General features: G+C 68.6%; 16 protein-coding genes. 8 read left to right on the top strand and 8 right to left on the bottom strand.

Annotated elements, in window-relative coordinates; all coding sequences use genetic code 11:
* The first annotated feature begins 324 nt into the window (after positions 1-324).
* Positions 325-2532, top strand: coding sequence for a transglycosylase SLT domain-containing protein (locus tag V7082_RS12195; protein ID WP_334148886.1), 2208 nt, complete (start codon positions 325-327; stop codon positions 2530-2532).
* A gap of 81 nt (positions 2533-2613) precedes the next feature.
* Complete coding sequence (locus tag V7082_RS12200) at positions 2614-3534, top strand: alpha/beta fold hydrolase (RefSeq protein ID WP_334148888.1); 921 nt, start codon at positions 2614-2616, stop codon at positions 3532-3534.
* Here V7082_RS12200 and V7082_RS12205 read toward each other — a convergent pair.
* From V7082_RS12205 to V7082_RS12220, 4 genes are all read right to left on the bottom strand, one after another.
* Positions 3525-5438: a sodium:solute symporter family transporter gene (locus V7082_RS12205; protein ID WP_334148890.1), complete on the bottom strand. Its 1914-nt coding sequence runs from the start codon at positions 5436-5438 to the stop codon at positions 3525-3527. The two genes, V7082_RS12200 and V7082_RS12205, sit on opposite strands and share 10 nt — an antisense overlap.
* Positions 5435-5866, bottom strand: a complete 432-nt coding sequence (locus V7082_RS12210; protein WP_334148892.1) for a DUF4212 domain-containing protein — start codon at positions 5864-5866, stop codon at positions 5435-5437. Before V7082_RS12210 ends, V7082_RS12205 begins: the two co-directional genes overlap by 4 nt.
* A 260-nt stretch (positions 5867-6126) precedes the next feature.
* Positions 6127-7665: a hypothetical protein gene (locus tag V7082_RS12215; protein ID WP_334148894.1), complete on the bottom strand. Its 1539-nt coding sequence runs from the start codon at positions 7663-7665 to the stop codon at positions 6127-6129.
* Between the two features lie 162 nt (positions 7666-7827).
* A complete protein-coding gene (locus tag V7082_RS12220; protein WP_334148896.1) occupies positions 7828-8787 on the bottom strand; it encodes a DUF1134 domain-containing protein in 960 nt (319 codons plus the stop codon).
* Between the two features lie 442 nt (positions 8788-9229).
* Between V7082_RS12220 and chpT the strand changes: the two genes are divergently transcribed.
* From chpT to V7082_RS12240, 4 genes are all read left to right on the top strand, one after another.
* Positions 9230-9877 carry a histidine phosphotransferase ChpT gene (gene chpT, locus V7082_RS12225; protein WP_334148898.1) on the top strand — a complete coding sequence of 216 codons (648 nt, stop codon included), beginning with the start codon at positions 9230-9232 and terminating at the stop codon, positions 9875-9877.
* A gap of 254 nt (positions 9878-10131) precedes the next feature.
* Positions 10132-10503: a response regulator gene (locus V7082_RS12230; RefSeq protein ID WP_334148899.1), complete on the top strand. Its 372-nt coding sequence runs from the start codon at positions 10132-10134 to the stop codon at positions 10501-10503.
* Between the two features lie 110 nt (positions 10504-10613).
* A complete protein-coding gene (locus V7082_RS12235) occupies positions 10614-11237 on the top strand; it encodes an ABC transporter ATP-binding protein (RefSeq protein ID WP_334148901.1) in 624 nt (207 codons plus the stop codon).
* Positions 11234-12037: an ABC transporter permease gene (locus V7082_RS12240; protein ID WP_334148903.1), complete on the top strand. Its 804-nt coding sequence runs from the start codon at positions 11234-11236 to the stop codon at positions 12035-12037. The genes V7082_RS12235 and V7082_RS12240 overlap by 4 nt, the downstream gene beginning before the upstream one ends.
* A gap of 226 nt (positions 12038-12263) precedes the next feature.
* Here the strand turns inward: V7082_RS12240 and V7082_RS12245 are convergent, their stop codons facing one another.
* From V7082_RS12245 to V7082_RS12260, 4 genes are all read right to left on the bottom strand, one after another.
* Positions 12264-13139 (bottom strand): hypothetical protein, encoded by an 876-nt coding sequence (locus V7082_RS12245; protein WP_334148905.1) that lies wholly within the window; start codon positions 13137-13139, stop codon positions 12264-12266.
* Positions 13140-13422: 283 nt separating this feature from the next.
* A complete protein-coding gene (locus tag V7082_RS12250) occupies positions 13423-13749 on the bottom strand; it encodes a hypothetical protein (RefSeq protein WP_334148906.1) in 327 nt (108 codons plus the stop codon).
* 206 nt (positions 13750-13955) lie between these two features.
* Positions 13956-14822 (bottom strand): 23S rRNA (adenine(2030)-N(6))-methyltransferase RlmJ, encoded by an 867-nt coding sequence (locus V7082_RS12255; protein WP_334148908.1) that lies wholly within the window; start codon positions 14820-14822, stop codon positions 13956-13958.
* Positions 14823-14922: 100 nt separating this feature from the next.
* Positions 14923-15462 (bottom strand): bactofilin family protein, encoded by a 540-nt coding sequence (locus V7082_RS12260; RefSeq protein ID WP_334148910.1) that lies wholly within the window; start codon positions 15460-15462, stop codon positions 14923-14925.
* A 179-nt stretch (positions 15463-15641) separates the two neighbouring features.
* Here V7082_RS12260 and V7082_RS12265 point away from each other — a divergent pair, with 179 nt between their 5' ends.
* Both V7082_RS12265 and V7082_RS12270 read left to right on the top strand, forming a co-directional pair.
* Complete coding sequence (locus V7082_RS12265; protein ID WP_334148912.1) at positions 15642-16376, top strand: protein-L-isoaspartate(D-aspartate) O-methyltransferase; 735 nt, start codon at positions 15642-15644, stop codon at positions 16374-16376.
* A gap of 60 nt (positions 16377-16436) precedes the next feature.
* Positions 16437-16652, top strand: a complete 216-nt coding sequence (locus tag V7082_RS12270; RefSeq protein ID WP_334148914.1) for a hypothetical protein — start codon at positions 16437-16439, stop codon at positions 16650-16652.
* Positions 16653-16820 lie beyond the last annotated feature (168 nt).

Here is a 16820-nt window from a genome sequence, read left to right on the forward strand (position 1 = left end):
TGTGTTGCCGAGTCCCTGTGTTGCCGACGGCCGCAATGGCGGCCGCCGTTGACGCGCCGCCCGGCCTGCCGGACGCAGGCGCGGGGCGCCTCGAACGCACCTACGCAAGTTTGCAGCCCCGTCGCCGTATTCGCCCGTCTCGGACGCGGCCTTAAATACGGCGGGATGATGAACATTATGCGCTCGGGCGTCAGCCCGCAAGCCGACGTGGCGTTTCATATCGCGTACCGCTAATTTCCCGATAATGACCGGCCAAAATGCGGCGGCGGCTTACCGTACCTTCATAAATCGACGGCCGAGAGGCATGCCGCGACGAGGATGACCGTGACCGAGCACACCCCGACATCGATCGCCGGCCGCGGCCCCGGACGCAGGCTCGGAGCCCTATGGCGCGGGCTTCACGCCCTCTTGGCGCTCGCCCTTCTCCTCTTCGTGCCGGTCCCCCCGGCCGCGGCGCAAGGCATGCTTCCCAAGCCGGCCAATCCGTCCAAGGCCGAACGCGATTTCATGGCGCAACTCGACAAGGCGCTCGCGCCGCTCCGCACCTATTCGCTCTCCGCCGGAGACGCACAGCGCCTGCGCGCGGCTGTCAAGGCGCTCTCGGGCGCCAAGGTCGATATCGAGCAGGCGAACGCCCTCAAGCGCGAGATCGAGGACGCGGCCGCACGCAAGCTCGTCGACTGGTACCGCCTGCGCAAGGGCTTCGGCACGCCGGCCGAGTACCGCACCTTCCTCGAGGCCAATCCGGCCTGGGGCGACCGCAGCACGCTGACGCAAAAGCTGGAAGAAGCGCTCTTCACGCAAGGCGGCAGCTCGTCCGAGATCAAATCCCATTTCACGCGGCGCGCGCCGGACAGTGGCGTGGGACTGGCCGCGCTCGCCTCGGCCTACCTCGCCGAGGGCAATACGGACGAGGCGCGCCGGCTCGCGGCCAAAGCCTGGCGCGAGACGATCCTGCCGGCGGCCCTCGAGCCGGGGTTCCTGGTCAGGTTCGGCGCGCTCCTGACGCCTGCCGATCACAAGTGGCGGCTCGACCGCCTCCTGATCGAGGACATCCGCTGGAACGGCGAGAAGTCGCAGCGGGCGGCCGTCGTGCGGCGGCTCATTCCGCTTCTCCCCGCGGCCGAGCAGAAGAAAGCCAACGCGCGGCTCGCGGTGTTCCTGGGCTCCGACGGCGCGCGCAAATCCATCGAGACGCTGCCCGCCGAGCGGGTGCCCGACTGGGGCCTCGTGTTCCACCGCATCCAGGCGCTCCGGCGGTCGGGCAAAACCGAGGAAGCGGCAAAGCTCCTGCTCGGCGCGCCCACGGAGGAAGCGCTGACGGTCGCGCCCGACACCTGGTGGATCGAGCGGCGCGCCAACGCCTACGAGGCGCTCGCGCGCGGCAATCCCAAGCTCGCCTACGCGCTCGTGCGCGAAGCGGGGCCCCTCAGCGCCAATCCGCTCAAGGACCAGGCGTTCATGGCGGGATGGCTGGCGCTACGCTATCTCAAGGATCCCAAGACGGCACTCAGGCACTTCCAGGCCATGAACAAGGCGTCGGACGGCCCCCTGAGCCGCGCCAAGGCGCGCTATTGGCTCGGGCGAACGGAGGAAGCCCTCGGCAATAAGCCGGCCGCGGACGAGTATTACCGGCAGGCGCTGGCGGACCCGGACACCTTCCATGCGCTCCTGGCGCGCCAGAGGCTCGAGCCGGGGCGGCTCGCCATCTCCACATCGCCGCCGCGCGTGCCGTCGGCCGAGCAGGCCAAACGCTTCGTCAACCTCGATGCGGCCAGGGCGGTCATGATCGCCAAGAGCGCGGGCCTCGATGTGAGCGTGCTGCGCACGCTGCTCGTCCAGCTCCGCCTGTACCATCTCAAGGACGAGGCCGACATGGCCATGGTCGCGCACCTCGCCGAGACCGTCGGCGATACGCAATCGGCCGTGCGGGCGGCCAAGGCGGCCATCGCACGCGGCCACAACCTCTACTATTACGCTTATCCGGTGCACCCCTTCCCCGCCTACACGCCGTTGCGCAAGCCACCCGAAACGGCGATGCTGCTCGGGCTCGCGCGGCAGGAGACGGAGTTCAACACCCTCATCGTCTCGGGTGCGGGGGCAAAGGGGTTGCTGCAGGTCATGTCGGTCACGGCCAAGCACGTCTGCCGCGACTACAAGATCAAGTGCGACCTCGGGAAACTGACCGACCCGTCTTACAATGCCATGCTGGCCTCGGCGTACGTGGGCGACCGCATGAACGATTTCTCGGGCTCTTACATCCTGACGCTCGCCGGCTACAATGCGGGGCCCGGCCGCGCCAGGCAGTGGATCCGGGAGTTCGGCGATCCGCGCGATCCCAAGGTCGATCCCATCGACTGGATCGAGCGCATCCCGATCCAGGAGACGCGCGAGTACGTGGCGAAGGTGCTCGCCAACATCCAGATCTACCGCGCGCGGCTGGGCGAGGAGCAGGCTGCGTTGCGGCTCGAAGAGGATCTCAACAGGGCGCGCGTGGCGGCGCGCCATCCGCAACAGGCCTCGGACGGCTAGGCCCGAAGCGAAGAGCAAGTGCGTTTCTGCTCCCGGCGTGGACTGGGCGGTCCTGGGGGAGCCAACAGTGGGGATGAATGCATGACGCGTGTGTTGCAGGCGTTCCGGGAGATCACCTTCACCGCCCGCGACGGGCTCAGGCTCTACGGCCGGCACTATCCGGCGGCGTTTCACGACGGCATCGACCGGCGTCCCGTGCTTTGCCTCGCGGGTCTCACGCGCAACGGACGCGATTTCACCGTCATCGCGGAAGCCCTTTCGCATCACCCGGCGACGCCGCGCGACGTCTACACCCTCGACTACCGCGGGCGCGGCTTCTCCGAGAACGATCCCGACTGGCACAATTACACCGTGCCGAGCGAGATGGCGGACGTGCTCGACTTCATGACCATCACGGGAATTGCGGGCGCCTCGATCATCGGCACGTCGCGCGGCGGCCTCATCGCCATGGTGATGGCGGCGGCGCAACCCCGCGCCGTCGGGCCCGTCGTGCTGAACGACATCGGCCCCGTCATCGAGCAGAAGGGCCTCGGGCGCATCTCCGCCTACGTGGGGCGCATTCCGCTGCCGTCCTCGTGGACGGAGGCGGGCGCGCTCGTGCACGACATGACGCGGCGCGCGTTTCCCGGCCTCGGGGCCGAGGAATGCGTCGAGATCGCCCGGCAGTGGTTCAACGAGCACAAGGGCCGGCCGGCGCCCGGACACGATGCGGGGCTGTCCCACGCGCTCTCGGTGCTCGACGGGCCGATCCCGGCCTTATGGCCGCAGTTCGAGGCGCTGAAGCGCGTACCGGTGCTGGTGCTGCGGGGCGAGAAGTCGGACATCCTGTCGGCCGCAACCGTGGAGGAGATGGGCCGGCGCCATCCCGCGCTTTCGTCCTACGTCGTCAAGGCGCAGGGACATGCGCCGTTGCTCAGGGACGCGGAGACGATCGACGTCGTGGCGCAGTTCCTTGCCGCGACCGAAGCCGCCGAGTGGCAGCCGCGCCTCGCCTACGGGTGAGCACGATCGCGGCGGGTGCGCGTCAGCAGGCTCATGAGGACGAGCGCGAGGAGCCCCAGCGGCACGCCGAAGATCGCGCCCGAGGCGCTGTCGATGCCGAACCAGTTGGCGAGGCCGCGACGCGTCGCCGTCCCGCGCGCCAGCACGTCGCGCGCGGCTTCGGCTTCGGTTTTCGCCTCCCCGTCTGCGGCCTCGCGCGCCTCCGCTTCGAGCGTTGCGAACTCTTCGACGGCCAACGCGCCTGCGTTCGAGAGCGGCTCCCAGGTGCGGTAGAAGGCGGCTGGAAAGACTTGGATCCCGATCTCGTAGTAGAGCGTCAGGCCGCTGCCGAGAACGATCGCGGCCATGGCGCCGGCGGCCGTAGCGCGCTTCCAGGCGAGGCCGATGGCCAGCGCCGGAAAGACGCCGGCCGCCGCGAGCGACAGCGCGGACACGACGATGGCCACGAGATCGCCGGGTCTTGCGGCCGCGAGGCCCGCCGCCACGGCGCCGGTGGCCAGCAGGAGCGCGACCGCGCGACCGCGTCGGCGCGCGGATAGCTCGCATTCCCCGACGGCGCCTCCCGGCAGCAATCCTCGCAGAAGCGCCGCGGCCATGACGAGCGCGGCCGCGAGCGTGCCGAGCACCGGCACCGGCGCGGCCCAGGCGGGCGCGCCCGCCAGCCCCGGGAGCGCCAGCAACAGGCCGACGGGCTCCACCACCAGCGCAGCCTGCGTCAACAGGGCAGAGGCGTTGCCGGCGGCAGCCGCAGCAGCGGGGAGAACGGACGCCCGGTAGACATCCCATGCCGACGCCGCGGACTGGCCGTCCGCGAGCGCGCGGGCGGAGGTGAGCAGAGCCTCGCGCACGGCGTCATCGAGCGCGGCCCACTGTGCCGCGGCGCGTGCGTCCGTCACCAGATACCCTGAGACGGCGGCGGCATCAGCATGTCCCGCACGCACGGCGTCGGCCACGGCGGCCAGAAGATAAACCGACGTGCCGTGAAGACGCGCGACGCCGGCGCGGAGCGGCGCTTCGAGCCAGCCGGGCACAGCGGCGAGCGGGGTCTCGCGTGCGAGCGTGCTGTAAAGCTCAAGCTTGGCGTAGGCGGCGAGCGCGGGAACGGCGATCAGCACGAGCATGGCGAAGAGCGCGGCCCAGGCGCCTGCGAGGCGCGCGCGCGCCGGATCTCTCCCGGCCGTGAGGGCGGACACCAGCGGCGGCAGCACGGCCGTTCCCAGCGCCAGCGACACAACGAGCGCCACGAGATCGAGGCCCGAGAGGCGCAGGAACGGCGTCACGTGCATGGAGAAGGTGTCGAAATCGACGACGCCGTTCTCGACGAAGCCCTCCTCGAGGCCGCCGATGGCGGACAGGACGTGGCCGTAGCCGAAGTATGGGGGCACCGCTCCGGCCTTGAGTGCCATCAGGACCAGCGGCACGATAAGACCGGCCGCGAAGACGACGCAGGCGCCAGCCGCGAGACGGCCGAAGGCACGGTCGCTCAGGCACAGCGCGCCGGCGGCGCTCAGGGCCAACGCCGTCAGGATCACCGGGAGATAGGGCAGATCGAGTCCGGCTTCGGCGAGGAGGCCCAGAAGCGTCAGCTCCGCGGACAGCAGCAACGCCACGACGAGAAGCCCCACGGCGGCAGCGGCGAAGGACACCCGCGTCCCAAAGCGCCGTTCGAGCGCGCCGGTCACGGTCTCAGCGCCCGCGCGCGCGACATGCGGCGCAATGAGATTACCTGCGAGAACGATGCCGGCGAGCAGGCCGAGGCCAAAGGCCAGATGGTCGAAGCCGGCGAGGAAGACCAGACCCGGCAGAGACGCGAGGAGCGCCACCGGAACTGCACGCCCCGCTGCCGAAAGGCCCGCAAACGCGGGCGACGTCGCCCGATCCGCGGCGGCGGCCGTCCCGGTCATGCGTCGGGCTCCCCGGCATCGATGCGGTTCTGCCGGGCGGCCCAGACGAACGCCAGGATGACGAGACCGATCAGAGCGCCCTGGGCGGCGAGGTAATAGCCGAACGGCATTCCTTCGACGCGCACGAGGTTGGCCGGGCCGGCGGCGAGCGGCAGTCCGATCGCGAGGCCGGCCATCGCCAGCAGCGCGGCGGCCGTCAGGCGCGCCGTTCTCAGGGCCTGCCGCGATGCGGTGGGACGCCGGATGGCGCGCCGGACGAGGCCATCGGCGACGAGCAGCGCGCCGATCGCGAGCAGCACAGCGGCGCCGCCGTATCCGAGGAGCGGCAGGGGGTCGAAGGCCGGGACGCCCGGCACCTTGCCGCCAACGCCCGCAAGCATCGCGAGCACGCCGGCGATGAGGAGCAGCCCAAGTCCGATCCCGATCATCCGCACTCCCTCCGCACGGCCCGATTATCCTCGCAGACGCGGGCTTCCGGCAATGGTGTCGAGGCGGCAACGACGCGCGGGCGCGAGACGCGAGCACTCAAACGAATTCGGGGTGGCGCACGATGGCACCCCCCGAATTTTTATTATGTGGATTTTCTTCCCTAGACTTGGGCCAATTCTGTTTGTCCGGATGAAATGGCCCTATCACCCGGTGCGGCGCGACAATGCGTGCACCGGTCCTCGCTGTCAAGAACGCACGCTCATGCAACGGGCTTTTCTGCCCGGGTAATCCTCTCGATGAGGCTCGCGCGGCGATCCGTCTTCTTGGCCGGCGCCTTTTCGCCGGCCGTCTCCCCGGCGGCGGCCCCGTTCGGCTCGGCGCCGTTGCGGATCTCCTCGCCGGGCACCGCCGCGGCGGCGCCATCGAGCGCGCGCAGGAAGCCGCTGATGCGCGCGGGATCCCTCGTCTCGCGATTGACCTCGCCGGCCGTGCCGATCCTGGACGGAGCGGAGTGCGAGGCGCGTGGCGCGGCAATGCGCTCGACGAGCGACGCCTTGGGACGCTCCGCCGCCTCCTGCCGCGGGCCGGCGGTCTTGACCGTGCCCGCCCCCAGACGACGCATCTCGTCCATGAAATGGGCGGCCTGACGGGCGAGCTTCTCGTTGGCGGCGGCGATCTCGGCGCGCAGGCGCTGAATGGTGACGGTCTGCTCGTCGGCCTCCGCCTGGAGAGCGCTCAAGCGGGCCCGCATGGCGACCTTGCTCTCCTTGAGCGTACGGTCGTCGGTATCCTCGGCCTCGTAGGTGGCAAGCGCCGCCTTGAGTCTCGCGACCTCGGCCGCACGATCCTCGTTGGCTGACTTCAAGGTGCGGATCTCCGCCTCGAGCGCCGCCTGGCCCGCGTGACCGGCCTCCGCCATGCCGCGCGCCGACCGCAATGCGGCCTCGGCGTCCACAAGATCCCTGCGCAGGCGATTGATTTCGGCGGCGAGATTGACGTCGGCCGGAGGTGCAGCCTCCGGAGCCTCGCGCGCGGGCATCGCCTTGGCCGGCGCCCCTTCCGTCTCCGCCGCAACGTCCTGAGCCCCGCCGGCCCCGGCGCCACCGCCGGAAAGCGCGGCCTGAAGGCGGCCGATGACGGCCGACTGGTCGCGCGTCTTGGAGCGGAGCGCCTCGATCTCGGCCCTGAGCGCCACCTCGCCGTCGAAGCGGGGGTCGGCCAGCGTCTCGCGGTTGCGCGCGGCGCGTGCGGCGAGCGTCGCGTTGAGACGGTGGATCTCATCGCGCTGCTGGGTGTTGATCTGCGTCGCCTCTTCGAGCGCCTGCGATTGCCGCTGGGAGGCGTGCGTCAACTTCGAGATCTCATGGTCGCGGCGATCGAGGAGGGTCTTTGCCTCGCCCAAGCGGAACTCCACCTTCGGCATGCGCTCGGCAATGGTCTGCTCGAGGACGCGGCGGGCGTTCTCGTGCTCCTCAAGCAGCGTCCGCAGCCGCTCGGTCTCGCCCTCGAGCTCGCTGATGGCGGCGTCGCGGCGGTTGAGCTCGACGCGCTGGCGCGCGGCGGAGAGCGCTCCCTTCTCCACTTTCTGCTCGAGCTTGTGGATGGTCAGCGCATAGGCGGCGCGCAGCCGGTCCTTGTCGGCTGCGATCTCGGCCGACGACAGCGGCAGGGTCGCGCGCAGCTCGTTGCGGGCGATGCGCGCCGAGCGGCGGCCGTAGAGCGGCGCCAGCAGGAAGCCGATGAGGCCCGCCGTGAAAAACCCGAGGGCGACCAGCATGGCCGACTGGATGGTGATCACCGGCGCATCCCCGGAGTCACTCCTCTCTTTTTCGATCCGCAGGCAAACAGCAGACGCCACCCTCCGCGTGCGCGGAGAGGGCGAACGCGCCCGACGAGCGACTTAATCTGCCCCCCGCATCGGGCGCAAGTGTGTCGCGCGCCGCGCGGATTCGTCAGGCTCTTATAACGGATTCCATGTGGGGGAGCGCGTGTACTTCAGATAACCGACGTTCGCGCCGAGACGCATGCCGACGCCCGAGCGGATGACCGCGAGCGTGACGGGGCCGTAGGTCTGAAACTGCACGCTGAGGCCGCCGATAAAATAGGCCGCCCCCTGCACACCGCCAAATCTGTGATAGATATCCGAGGGATCGTGCAGGTTGTAGACAAGCACCATGGCCTTCGACCCTTCGGCGCCGGCATCGTAGCCGACCGACGGGCCCTGCCAGAAGACCTTATGGTCGCCGGCATCCTTGGTGTAGAGCATGCCCTCGCCGTAGCGCAGGCCGACGACGAAGGCGCCGCCGGCGTCCTCGCCCAGGATATAGCCGTTCGGGCGCCCCTGGCTCTGAAAGACGTATTCGACCGCCTTGCCGAGCCCCTGGCTGATGGCACCGAAGAAGCCATGGCCGGCGGCGATGATCTCGTTCTGGTCGTAGGTTCCGCGGCTCGAGGGCGGGGGTGCCTCGCGATAGGCCTCCTGGCCGGGCGGCGCGTAGGGCTCTCCGTATCCACCGTCCGCCGGGCGGCCGGGATCGCTGTAGCCGTAGCTGTCGGCCGGGCCCTCGCGGGACGGCGCATACGAATCGCCCCCGCCGTAGCCGCTGTCGCGGGACGGCGAGTAGGCGTCGTTCCCCGGGGAGGCGCTGCGGGCGGTCGCATAGGCATCTCCGCCGTAGCCTTGACCGCCGCCGCCCATGGAATAGGCGTCGGCGTCATAACTGCCGTTGCCCGCCGCGTAGCCGTTGGTGCTTCCATAGCCGTCGTTCGAAGACGGGGCGTCAGTGCGCGGGGCCGCGTAGGCGCCGCTTCGATAGCTGTCGGGGCTCCACTCCGCGTTCTGAGCCAGAGCCGGGACAGCGAGCAGCAGCGCCGCGCCTGCGAGCGCGGAGAGACCGCGCAGACGACGTTTCGTGATCATGGGTTTTTGAATTCCCTTGGGCTGGCGCGACCGACGCAACCGCTTGCCATCGACGCGCACGAAAATGCACCGAAACCCAGCCTGATCCTTGCTTCAAAGTATTACCAATTTATGGCTGCACCGCGGCCCGACGGGCCTCCTGTGGAGGTCGCGCCACGCAAGGCATGGCGACGACTCACGAATTTCGCGTCAGATTTTTTTTCGCTCCGGCTGCGCGCGGCGATTCGCGCGTCTGCGCTGTTCGAGCGGTGCACACACGCCGACGCGCTCCAGGCTGAGGTCATTTACGCCCGAAAATTCAAGGTCCGGCTGCCCAGCCTTTGCAGATCCCGGGGTGGCGTGTAATCAGAGCGGACAGCGTGTTGCGCGACGGCGCCCTGTCGCGCGAGCGATGTCTTGCGATCGGAACGCCACGGCGACGTCATTTCAGGGGACCCTCTTCATGACCGACGCATCCCAGCGCGTCCAACCCACGGATCTCGAGCTTGCCGCTCTGATCTCGAGCAAGATCTGCCACGACGTGATCGGTCCCGTGGGCGCCATCTACAACGGCCTCGAGATCCTCAACGAGGACGACGACGAGGAAGCGAAGTCCTACGCGCTGTCCGTCATCCGCAACGTCACCGAGCAGGCCTCCGCGCGGCTCCAGTTCGCGCGCTTCGCGTTCGGGGCCGCGGGGTCGGCCGGTGCCCTCATCGACCTCGGCACGGCCGAGCAGATCTCGCGCGGCTTCATCGGCAACGGGAAGCACAAGCTCGTCTGGCACGGCCTTGCGGGCTACATGGCCAAGGACAAGGTGAAGCTGCTGCTCAATCTCGTCGCAATGGCTGTCACGGCGTTGCCGCGCGGGGGCGAGATCGAGGTCTTGATGCAGGGGACGACGGAGGCGCCAAGCTTCGTGCTGCGCTGCCGGGGTACGGGCGCGCGGGCTCCGCAGCATCTCGGTGAGTTCATCTCGGGCGAGGGCGTGCCCGCCCTCGATGCGCTGACCATCCAGGCGTACTACACGTGGCGGCTCGCTCAAGCCGCGGACATGAAGCTCTCCATCGTCAAGGACGGCTCTGACGTGCTGCTCTCGGCGCTGGCTTAGAGCGTGATCATTTCTGATTGAATCGGGACCACCCTCTCATTCCTCGATGAGACCGATGAGTGATCATGATCTGGCGCGGCCTGCCGGCGTTTCTCCGCCGGCTCCGCCTCCGCGCAGGACTTGCCGCAACCAACCGTTAACTCCTTTGCATCACAAATAACTGGCGGATCCGTCCGCCGGTCGCGTGCCGCAGGCCGGCACCGCGCCCGCTCGAACGCCTTGCTCCACGTCCCGGCCCGGAGATCAGTCGACCAATGAAGCGCTGCCTGATCGCAGACCCGTCGGAGATCATTCGCAAGGTCGCGCGGCATTACCTCGAGCAGATGTCGTTCGACGTGCTGGAGGCGGAGACCGCCGATGGGGCGCTCGCGGTGTGCCGCGACACCAAGATCAACGTGCTCATCTTCGATTGGCGGCTGCCGGGTAAAACGCCTGTCGAGTTCCTCGACGCGCTCCGCTTCGCCGGCGGTTCCCGGCATCGTCCGCTCATCATCTATGCAACGTCCGAGAACGATCCGACTGATATCTCGCGCGCCCTCTCGGCCGGGGCGGATACCTACCTGATGAAGCCGTTCGACCACACCCAGTTCCTGGAGACGCTGGCCAGCGCCGGCCTTGCCGCCTGATCCGCCGTTTTTTGTGATGAACGGCCGATGCGAGGCATCGGCGCATCTGGCTTCGGCCCCCCGCACTTGCTAAGCGTCGCTATCCTCACTTTGACGATAGGGACCGTTTCTTGCTGCGCGTCGAGCATCTTCGGGTCGGATCTTTGCCGCCGCTGTCGTTCGGCGTCTCGAACGGCGAATGCCTCGCCATCGAGGGTCCGTCCGGATCGGGCAAGACGCGGATCCTGCGCGCGATCGCCGACCTCGATCCGGTAGAGGGCCAGGTCTTCATCGACGGCATCGAGCGGCACGAGACGGCCCCGCTCGTCTGGCGCCAGGCGGTCCGCTACGTGGCGGCGGAGCCGGGCTGGTGGACCGACACGCCGCGCGACACGTTGCCCGCCGTTCCCGGATCGCGCGCGCGCGTCGTGCGCCTGCTCGCCGCGCTCGGGCTCGAGGAGGACATGCTCGATCGCCCCGTGAGCCTCCTCTCCACCGGCGAGCGGCAGCGCATCGCGCTCGTGCGCGCGCTCGTCGGCGAGCCAAAGGTGCTTCTCCTCGACGAGCCGACGGCTGCGCTCGACGTTGCCGCGACGGCGCTGGTCGAGGAGCTGATCAGATTTCAACTGCTCGCGGGGCGCAGCGTCCTGATCGCGAGCCACGACGGCGGTCTCATCGGGCGCCTCGCGGATACGCGCCTGCAACTCGCGCCGCCCGACCACGCATCCAATACGCCACGGACATCGCCGTCATGACCTACGTTCCGCTGACCCTCACGGATCTCGTCTTCGCGGCGCTGCTGTTGCTCGCGAACGGCGCGGTGTCGTTCTGGTTCCGACTCGGGCTCGAGCGCTCGCTCGCCATCTCCGCCGTGCGCATGGTCGTGCAGCTCTCGATCGTGGCGCTGGCGCTGCGCTTCATCTTCGCCCTCAACTCTCCGCTCTGGACGATCGCGTTCGCTCTCTTCATGGCGGCAGCGGCGGCCTATGAGGTCGTCTCGCGGCCGGAGCGGCGCATCGGTGGCGGCCTCGCGTTCGCGCTCGGTGCGGGAGCGCCCTTTTTCTCCAGTCTCATCGCCACGCTGTTCGCAACGACGATCGTGATCGGTCCGGATCCGTGGTACGCGCCGCGCTACGTGCTGCCCCTGTTCGGCATGATGCTCGGCAATGCGCTCTCGGGGACGAGCCTCGTCCTCGACGCCGTGACCTCCGCCGCGGTGCGCGAACGGCCGGCGATCGAGGCCCGCATCGCGCTCGGCGCCGGGCGCTTCGAGGCGTTCGATGCCATTCTCCGGCGCGCGCTCACGACCGGGCTCATGCCCATCGTGACGGCAATGGCGACGACGGGCGTGGTGGCGCTCCCCGGCATGATGACGGGCCAGATTCTGGCCGGCATCGATCCCGTCTCGGCCGCGCAGTATCAGGTGATGATCATGTTCCTCATCGCCGGCTCGACGGGCGTGGCGGTGGTGGCGGCCGGCCTCGGCTCGGTGCTCCTGCTCACGGATGAGCGCCACAGGCTGCGCCTCGACCGGCTCGCAGCGAAGAAGACGTGACGCCTCCTGAAGGAACGGCCCGAAGCAAGTTGGGGCGCGAAGTTCCATCTCAATCGAGAGCCCTTCCGACTGCGGAGGACCGGCCTTCCCCGATCCGCGCCGCAACCCTCTCCCCGTCTCGCGGCAGAGAGCCATGCTGCGCATGGAGCAGAGGTGAAGGGAGATGCTCACGTCTTACGGTCCCCCCTCCCGGTGGGAGAGGGACCGAAAGACTCGAGATCATGACCTAGGGTGTCGGCGCGATGGGCGCGACCGGAACCGCGGGGGCCGACGCGTCAGGCGTGGCGGCGGCCGGCGCCTGCTGCTGAGCCATGGTCGCGGCGGCACGCTCGGCGGCCTGGGCTGCCCGCTCCGCGGCCGCAGCCGCGCGCTCGGCGGCAGCCGCAGCCGATTCCGCAGCGGCAGCAGCCGCTTTGGTCGCCTCTTCGCTCGCGCTCGCGGCGGGGGTCACGACAGCCGGCGGCTCGACGGCCGCAGGCTCCGCGACGGGCGATACCGCAGCGGCAGCAGCCGCAGCCGTCGGCGGAACCGGGATGGTCCCCGTCTCGACCGTGGGCGTCGCGTCATGCGCCGCAGTGGCCGGCTTCTCAGCCTTGGGGATCTCGGGCTTCTCCTCGGCCTGCCGGGTTTCTGCCGGCGGCGTCTCTGCCGCAGCCTCGGCAGGCTTCGCATCGGACGCCTTCGCATCCGACGACTGGGCCTCAGCGGAAGATTTGGCCTCGGACGCGGCCTTCTCGGCCTTCGCCGCGGCTTCCTTCTTCTTCGACTTCGTGCTCGCGTCCTGCTGCTTCAGCTTGTTGATGTCCGATCCCCAGCAGACGGTCGCGGATGCCGTGCAGGTGTGCTCGTCGACGACGATCAGGTTCAGGAAGAGATCGCAGCTCACGTCCTTCTTGCCGACCGAATACTTGTCGATGCCCTGCTCCGCAGCCCACGTCGCGATGTGCTTGTCGAGCAGCTCCTTCGAATCGCGGGTGGGGCCTTCCTTGCCGTAGTCGTTGACCGTGAAGCCCATGCGCTTGCAGCCCGCCAGGGCCGGATGGGCGACGGCGAGCGCGCCGGTCAGAGCGGCGGCAAGAGCAATCCTGGACACGAAACCCATCACGTTTCTCCGTAACGGCCGAAGGTCATCTGGCGTTTGTGCTGCTATAGCCGTGTCCGGCCAGCATGCCTAGTCCACTTGGCGACATTATGCGCAGGTTTGCCAACGGGCCAAAACACTTACCGACAATCTTCCCGCCGGTGCGACCTCGCACCACGTCACGCCGGTCGCTGTCGGTCCGCATTTCTGCTCCCGATCAGCTGCGCGGCGCGCTGCTTCCGAAAAGGACGCCGCGCCCCTCACGAGAGGGCGCGGCGCATCGCTCCCCTCGGTCGCTCCAGGCTCACAGCTTGCAGATCGTGGCAGAACCGCGGCAGGTCCACCCCCACGAGCCGCCCTGCTTGCAGCTATAGGTGCGCGGGCCGAACGTATAGCCGGGCAGGTTCGCTGCCGCGCCGACCTTGTGGTTCGAGCCCATCCACGCGGCCCAGGCGCCCCAGTCCACCGCCTGAAGCAGCGCTTCGTCCACCTGCAGCTTCGCGTCCTGCTGGCTTCCCGCTTCGCCGATCGCGCCCTTCTTGACGCAGGTCTTGGCCTCGGCCGACGCCGTCATGGCCGCAAGGCCCGCAACGGCCACAAGCGCCGTCGTCAAACGCACCGCTTTCAACATCGCTCCATCTCCCTGGAAAAATTCGAGCAGTCCCTGCGCGTAGCAGATCCTGCCCGACTTAAAGAGCGCCGCCCATCCGTCGTTCACAGGAAAACCAGCCGTTGCGTGCGATTTCCCGTTGCTCGTTGCCGGTCAACAACTGGCGCGAATTCGTCTGCCGCAAGCCGTCCGCCGTCGGGCGCGAACGCACGCAAAAAGACCGTGCCTCACGCGGACGTCATGCGCTCGCCTGCGAGCCATGCGACCCGGCCCTCAGCACCTTCGTCGCGCGCGAACAGGGCGGCCAGATACGGCAGCAGCGTCGCGAGCTTCGCGTCCAGCATAAAGGGCGGATTGAGGATAACGAGACCGGTCGCGACGAGAGGCCCGTCCGGGCGCGGCGTGCCGGTGAACAACTCGACCGACAGCAGCTTCGGAATGCCGAGCGCTGCGACGTCGCGCGAAAACGCGGAGACCGCGCCCACGTCCTTTATGGGATACCAGAGAATAACCGTGCCGGTCGCGAAGCGGCGGTACGCGGTTGCGAGCCCATCGCAGAGACGCTCGAACTCCCCCGGCTCCTCGAACGGCGGATCGATCAGGACGACACCGCGCCGCTCCCTGGGCGGCAGCACCGCTTTGAGCGCGGTCCACCCGTCGAGACTCAGCACCTTGACCTGACGATCCTTGGCAAAGAGGGCCGCGAGGGGCGCGGCTTCCTCGGGATGGGCTTCATTCGCCACAAGCCGATCCACGGGCCGCATGAGGCGACGGGCGACGAGCGGGCTTCCGGGGTAGCGGAGGATCCGTTCGCCGCCGCCGTTCTCGGCCCGGACCATGTCGAGATAGGGCGCCAGCATGGCCGCGATCTCAACGGGCGGCGCGGCAGAGAGGAGACGCCCGATGCCGTCCCGCCATTCCCCCGTCCGCTCGGCTTCTCCGCTTGCGAGATCGTAGAGACCGGTGCCTGCATGCGTGTCGACGATGCGGAACGGGGCCTCCTTTCGCCTCATGTGCCCGACGACGAGCGTGAGCACGGCGTGCTTCAGGACGTCCGCGAAATTTCCGGCGTGATAGATGTGGCGATAGTTCATGGGAGTCCGAACAATCCGGGGGACGGGCCGGTGGATACCGGCACCCTCCCCCGAAGCTTGCTATCATGTCCGGACGGGTGTTGTGGACTCCCGCCGGGCCTCAGCCCGACATCATGTGGGTGAAGCTCGGCACCGCGGGCGGAACGCCCGGGCCTGCCGTCACGCGCGTTTCGAGCTCGGGAGCGATCTCCGACGGATCGGCGACCCGGCGCGAGCGGCCGTCGAAGGCCGCGCCCTGCTCGATGGACAGGAGATGGCTGTGAATGTCGCCTTCGACCTGGGCGGTCGAATGCAGCACTACGTGCCGGCCCATGATGGCGCCGCTGACGCGACCGAACACGTCGATGGTCTCCGCGGCGACGGCGCCCTGGATCAAAGCCTCCTTGCCGACCTCGAGCTCGCGGCTGTGCAGATCGGCCTGGATGTTGCCAAGAACCTTGAGCGACCCTTTGCAACGGATGGTGATGGACTGACCTTCGATCGACAGGTCGTTGCCGATTACGGATTGCGTGGTGATGCCTGCGGATGCGACGGTGTGCAGATGCTGTTTCTCTGCTCCGAGGCTCCGATCCGTGCGGCGCAGTTGCGGGACAGGCGGCGCCTCGGCCGGCACCGGCTCGGGCTTGCGACTGAATACCATGCTCCCTCCTCCCTGATGCTACTCGATGATCCGCACATGCCTTCTGTGAGACTCGAGTTGGTCGAAACGATGTCATTCTGCGGCGTCGGAGCGACGTGCGCGGATCGTCGTCGCGCCGACCCTTGGCGGATGGATGCGGCGGCCGACGTTCCATCCGAAGCCCGGACGCGGGAGCCGACATGAGCATATCCGACGACGAGACGAAGGCGCTGCGCGACGCCATGGTGCGCGAGGTCGAGCTGATGGCGGCGGAGTATGCCCGCGCGCAGCGCTCCTCACGCGAAGACCTGCACGGGCATGCGCATAAGCGCGGCGCGCGCTCGGCGCGCGGATTGGCACCGCGCGTATTGGCCGCGCTCAGCGCGGTGCCGCGGCATCTCTTCGTCCCGCCGGATCTCGTCCCGGACGCCTATCTCAACCGGCCATTGCCGATCGGCTATGGGCAAACGATCTCGCAACCGTTCATCGTCGCGCTCATGACCGATCTTCTGGATCTCGCGCCCAGCGACCGGGTGCTCGAGATCGGAACCGGGTCAGGCTACCAGGCGGCCGTTCTCGCGCGCCTGGTCGATACCGTCTTCACGATCGAGGTGGTCGCGCCGCTCGCCGAGCGGGCTCAGCGGACGTTCGCCGATCTCGGCCTCGCCAACATCCGCACCCGCATCGGCGACGGATCCCTGGGATGGCCGGAGGAGGCGCCGTTCGACGCCATCCTCGTCGCGGCGGCACCGGCCGAGATTCCCGCGCCGCTGATCCAGCAGCTCGCGCCCGGGGGGCGGCTCATCATTCCAGTCGGCGGCAAGTCGCAACAACTCATTCTCGTCGAAAAGCGGCGCGATCAATCGACTGTCTTGAGGGAGATCATTCCGGTGTGCTTTGTTCCGCTCACGCGGGAGGCCTCCCCTCCGGATTAGGGCGTGCTCGCGGGACATCCGTTGTGCGTCCCGCGCGGGGTGGAGCAGGAGACTTGGGTGATGGACGATCTCGACCAGTTCGAGCCGGGATTTCATACGTTCAGCGGCGTGGTGCGCGTCTGGGCGACGAGCACGGCGGAAGTGGTGACGGACAGCGGGCTCGTGGTCTTTCTCGATACGCGCGGCCAACCGCCTGTGGCGCCGGGAACGCGCGTCGCACTCGAAACGCGCAAGTACCGCCCCTGCCACTTCGTCACTCGGCTCACGTTGCGGTGACTTCGTCACTCGCCTAGAGTCGCGGTGACTTCGTCACCAGGCTGACGTTGCGGTGAGCCGCCTCTCCCGCCCGTGCGTGCGCCCTCTAGAACGGTGCGACGAAGCTGTCGACAACGCGCTTCCTGCCGGCGTGGTCGAACTCGATGGTGAGCTTGTTGCCATCGACCT

It is taken from the genome of Hyphomicrobium sp. (genome assembly GCF_036833075.1).
Lineage (GTDB): Bacteria > Pseudomonadota > Alphaproteobacteria > Rhizobiales > Hyphomicrobiaceae > Hyphomicrobium_C.

What these genes read in the sequence shown, in the direction of transcription:
- chpT (WP_334148898.1), top strand. Translation starts at nt 9,230, where the DNA reads ATGACCGACGCATCCCAGCGCGTCCAACCCACGGATCTCGAGCTTGCC.
- V7082_RS12265 (WP_334148912.1), top strand. Translation starts at nt 15,642, where the DNA reads ATGAGCATATCCGACGACGAGACGAAGGCGCTGCGCGACGCCATGGTG.
- V7082_RS12240 (WP_334148903.1), top strand. Translation starts at nt 11,234, where the DNA reads ATGACCTACGTTCCGCTGACCCTCACGGATCTCGTCTTCGCGGCGCTG.
- V7082_RS12255 (WP_334148908.1), bottom strand. Translation starts at nt 14,822, where the DNA reads ATGAACTATCGCCACATCTATCACGCCGGAAATTTCGCGGACGTCCTG.
- V7082_RS12245 (WP_334148905.1), bottom strand. Translation starts at nt 13,139, where the DNA reads ATGGGTTTCGTGTCCAGGATTGCTCTTGCCGCCGCTCTGACCGGCGCG.
- V7082_RS12220 (WP_334148896.1), bottom strand. Translation starts at nt 8,787, where the DNA reads ATGATCACGAAACGTCGTCTGCGCGGTCTCTCCGCGCTCGCAGGCGCG.
- V7082_RS12205 (WP_334148890.1), bottom strand. Translation starts at nt 5,438, where the DNA reads ATGACCGGGACGGCCGCCGCCGCGGATCGGGCGACGTCGCCCGCGTTT.
- V7082_RS12230 (WP_334148899.1), top strand. Translation starts at nt 10,132, where the DNA reads ATGAAGCGCTGCCTGATCGCAGACCCGTCGGAGATCATTCGCAAGGTC.
- V7082_RS12250 (WP_334148906.1), bottom strand. Translation starts at nt 13,749, where the DNA reads ATGTTGAAAGCGGTGCGTTTGACGACGGCGCTTGTGGCCGTTGCGGGC.
- V7082_RS12260 (WP_334148910.1), bottom strand. Translation starts at nt 15,462, where the DNA reads ATGGTATTCAGTCGCAAGCCCGAGCCGGTGCCGGCCGAGGCGCCGCCT.
- V7082_RS12270 (WP_334148914.1), top strand. Translation starts at nt 16,437, where the DNA reads ATGGACGATCTCGACCAGTTCGAGCCGGGATTTCATACGTTCAGCGGC.
- V7082_RS12200 (WP_334148888.1), top strand. Translation starts at nt 2,614, where the DNA reads ATGACGCGTGTGTTGCAGGCGTTCCGGGAGATCACCTTCACCGCCCGC.
- V7082_RS12210 (WP_334148892.1), bottom strand. Translation starts at nt 5,866, where the DNA reads ATGATCGGGATCGGACTTGGGCTGCTCCTCATCGCCGGCGTGCTCGCG.